Raw genomic sequence first — 3,854 nt, forward strand, 5'->3', positions numbered from 1 at the left:
CGGCATCCTCGCCGCCGCCATGCCCGCCGCCTTCGCCGTCCCCTTCGGCCCCGGCGGACTTCTGCTCGCTTTTGGGGATGAGCTTCGGCTTGCCGTCATCGGCCGCGGCATGGCCGCCGCCGATCAGCCCCGCGCTCGAGGCATAAACGCCCGCCCCGACGCCGCCGCCCACCAGGACGAGCAGCGCGACGCCGCCGATGATCATCTTGCCCATCTTCCCCTTCTTCTTGGGCACGGGGGCTTCGCTCTTTTCGCTCATCTAGGCAGTCCTTCGGGTCAGGCGAGTCGGGTGTCGGTGGAATCGGTATCGGCAGCGGTCGCGATTCCGGCGCGGGCGCGCGCAGGCGCCGAAGGCTGGTGCGGCGTCGCAGCGCGCTGCTGCTGCTGCTGCTGGCCGGCGCCGGTATCGACGTTGCTCTGCGTCAGCTTTATCCCGCGTGCATCGGCGAGTTCGGCGAGCCGGGGTTGCGCCTCCTGCAAAAGGCTGCGCGTGGCGGCCTGTTCGGCGGCGAAATGCACATGGACGGTATCGCCGTCCCGACGGACCGAGACGTCGATCGTGCCGAGCGCGTCGGGAATCAGGCGGATCCGTGTGTCGGTCGCGTTGGCCGCATCGCGCAACAGGTCGATCCGCTCGATCATCGCGCTCGGCCAGCGCTCCTGCCGCATGTCGAGCGGCGGCTGTGCCGAAACGCCCGGGGTGGCGGTCATGACCGGGGCGAGCGCTCCGAGGGCCGGCGCACCGCCGGGTTCGTCCGGCTCGTCACGCCGCCGTGATGCGGCCTGGATCGCCGCGCCGAACACCTGCGCTGCCGAGGCGATGGTGCCGGGCTGGAGCGGCGACTGGGCCTGAGGTTGGCCCTGCGGTTGCTGCGGGGCATTGGCCGCTGTGATCCTGCGCGAGTCCTCGACCGAACGGGCGAGCGCATCCGCCTCGATCATCGTCGGCACGGCGGTCATCGTGGACGCGACCGGTGCAGACGTATCAGGCGCAAGAATGGCGGCAATCGACAGGGCGGGCGGGGCCGAAGCGATGCCGGATTGCAGCGGCGCGGCGTCGGTGATGTGCGGCGGCGCCGGCGCCGGCGATGGCGCGCGTGGGGCGATGGGGATTGCGGAGGGCGTGGTTGCAGGGCCGAGGGTTTTCGGGGTCTCGCTCAGGCCGGCGGATGGCGCGGCGGGCGCGGGCAAGGGCGGGGGGGCAGCATCTGCGACGGCCGTAGTCACCGGCACTGGAACAGGCTCCGGTACTGGCACGGCGAGCAGCGGCATGGCGATGGAGGTCGGTGCGGTTGGCGTTGCGACGAGCGGCGCCTGCTCGGCGTCGGTGGAAGGCTGCTCGGTATCGGCGGGTGCGGACGCCGGATCCGCACCGTCGCGCGCGGCCGCACGGAGGCCGGCGCGAAGCGCGTGGTTCGGCAGCGGCGCCGGCGTACCCTGCGGTGGCACGAGTTCGGGGGACGGCGCTGGCGGCAGGTCGGGTCCGGGCGGCGGGGGCGATGCCCCGTCCGCTTGCGGCGGCCATGACGGCGTCGCGACGATAGACATGCCGTCCGAGCCGGGGAGCGGCGGCATTACCGGGTCGGCCACGACCGGCAAGGGATTGCCGTCGGCGGCGAGTGGCTGCCGTGCCGGGTTCGCCGTCACGGGTGCGGCAGGCAGGAGCGGGACCGCACCACCACGTCCAGCGGCGTCTATCACCCCGGCCAGCGCCGCGCCGAACGCCACCGTCGGCTCCGCACCACGCGTGGCGGGTGTGGCGGGCGCGGCAGGGGACGGGGTAAGCGCAAGCGCGGGCTGGATCATGCAATCTCTCGGATACGAGCGTGTCGCACCGTACTCAGCAAGGATCGTGCCGGATCGTCCTGACCGAGGGAGCCTCTTCGAGCGCACGAAGTTCCTTCAGCGCGGCATCGGCCTGCGCGCGCGCGATGAGCTTTTCGACCGCGCTCTGGTCGCGCTGTGCGGCGCGGGTCGCGTCGGTGGCACGCGCGACCTGATATTCCGCCGACCGGACGCGCTCGACCGCGGCGTCGGCGGACTGTTGCAGGCGTTCGCGGTAATGCGCCGACGCCCCCAGCGAAACCGCGACCGCGGTCTGTTCCACGGGAGCGACGGCGGCGGCCAGGCCTGTAATCCGGGTGGACAGCGCCTGTTCGCTCGCGGCCTTGTCGTGCGCGCGGGCTTCGTCGGCGCGGGTCAGGCCGAGCTGCAAGGTCCGGACGCGGTGGATCCGTGCCAGCGTCTTGGCGCGGGCGTCAGCCACCGAAGACACCGACCAGCTCGGCAACGGCATCGCCCAGCGACACCTTCTCGTCCGAATCCTGGCGGATATACTCCATGATCGCGCCGTGGCAGGCGATCGCATTGTCGATCGCCGGGTCGGCACCCGCACGATAGGCGCCCATCAGCACGAGGTCGCGATTCTCCTCATAGGTCGCCAGATTGCGGCGCAGTACGCGCGCGGCCCTGACATGCGGCGCATCGGCGATGTCGGTCATCACGCGGCTGACCGAGGGGCCGATGTCGATCGCCGGATAGACGCCGCGCTCGGCCAGTTGGCGGCTCAGCACGATATGCCCGTCGAGGATCGAGCGCGCGGAATCCACGACGGGATCATTGCCGTCGTCGCCGTCCGCCAGCACGGTATAGATCGCGGTGATCGACCCGCCGGTATGGACGTCGACGCCAGCACGCTCGATCAGGTTCGGCAGCATCGCGATGGCGGATGGCGGATAGCCCCGTGCGGAGGCGGGTTCGCCGAGCGCGAGGCCGATCTCGCGGCCGGCATGCGCGACGCGGGTCAGCGAATCCATGATCAGCAGGACCTTCTTGCCCTCGTCGCGAAACCCTTCGGCGATCGCGGTGGCGCGCAGCGCGCCGCGGATGCGGAGCACGGGCGAGTGGTTGGCGGGCACCGCGACCACGATCGAACGTGCGCGGGCGGCGCCGGCGACCTTGGTCTCGAGGAAATCGGCGACCTCGCGGCTGCGCTCGCCGATCAGCCCGATGACGATGACGTCGGCCTGTGCGGCGCGGACGATCATGCCGAGCAGCACCGACTTGCCGACGCCCGACCCCGCCATGATGCCGACGCGCTGTCCCTGGCCGATCGTCAGCAGGCCGTTGATCGCGCGTACGCCCACGTCCATCGGCTGAAGCACGCGGCCACGGTCGAGCGGCGACTGGAGCTTGCCCGCAAGCGGCCAGCGGCCGGCCCCGCGGATCGGACCGAGGCCGTCGATCGGCTTGCCCGCGCCGTCGACGACGCGACCGAGCAGTGCGGCGCCGACCTCGGCCTCCCCCGGAGGACCGATCGGCTTGACCGGCGCACGCGGCAGGAGCGCGGCGGGACCGCCGAGATTCATCATCAGCGTGCGCCCGTTGCGAAAGCCGATCACCTCCGCCTCGACGCTCGCGCTGCCCTCACCGACCTTGCACACGGTGCCGACAGGCAGGGTCAGCCCGACCGCCTCCATCAGCAGCCCGTCGAACGAGGCGAGCCGGCCCGACACCCTGGGGGCCGCGACGAAATCGGCGTTGCCGAGCGTTTCGAGATAATCGGCGGTGAAGCGGTTCAGCACTCAGGCGGCTTTCGCGGGCACCGCGACGCGGTCGATCGCGCTGGCGAGCTGGTCGAGCCACATGGCAGGGCCGTCCTCGACGATCGTCGACGCGCTTTCGAGCACGAAGCTGCCGCGGGCGACATTGGGGTCGCCCGCCGCGAAGATCGACTTGGGCAGCGTGCCTTCGATCAGCGCGACGTCGTCGGGATGCAGGCGCAGCAACGCGGCCTCGGCGGAATCGGCGAGCAGTTCGGTCGCGGATTCGATCCGTCCGGCGAGCAGGTCGGG

General features: G+C 71.5%; 4 protein-coding genes and 1 pseudogene. All 5 read right to left on the reverse strand.

The features are described from left to right. Positions 1-259, reverse strand: a pseudogene (locus tag IFT54_RS20080) (flagellar basal body-associated FliL family protein); the annotation flags it as partial. Between the two features lie 17 nt (positions 260-276). Then, positions 277-1,806, reverse strand: coding sequence for a flagellar hook-length control protein FliK (locus IFT54_RS20085; RefSeq protein ID WP_192071975.1), 1,530 nt, complete (start codon positions 1,804-1,806; stop codon positions 277-279). Positions 1,807-1,840: 34 nt separating this feature from the next. Continuing rightward, positions 1,841-2,266, reverse strand: coding sequence for a hypothetical protein (locus IFT54_RS20090; protein WP_342354878.1), 426 nt, complete (start codon positions 2,264-2,266; stop codon positions 1,841-1,843). Next, entirely contained in the window at positions 2,259-3,584 is a 1,326-nt protein-coding gene (locus tag IFT54_RS20095; RefSeq protein ID WP_107931231.1) for a FliI/YscN family ATPase, read from the reverse strand. The genes IFT54_RS20090 and IFT54_RS20095 overlap by 8 nt, the downstream gene beginning before the upstream one ends. Further along, the coding region (locus tag IFT54_RS20100; RefSeq protein WP_244649341.1) for a FliH/SctL family protein at positions 3,585-3,854 on the reverse strand (270 nt) is incomplete at its 5' end. It abuts the gene before it with no gap.

The organism is Sphingomonas sp. CFBP 13714, assembly GCF_014842205.1.
GTDB classification, from domain to species: domain Bacteria; phylum Pseudomonadota; class Alphaproteobacteria; order Sphingomonadales; family Sphingomonadaceae; genus Sphingomonas; species Sphingomonas aerolata.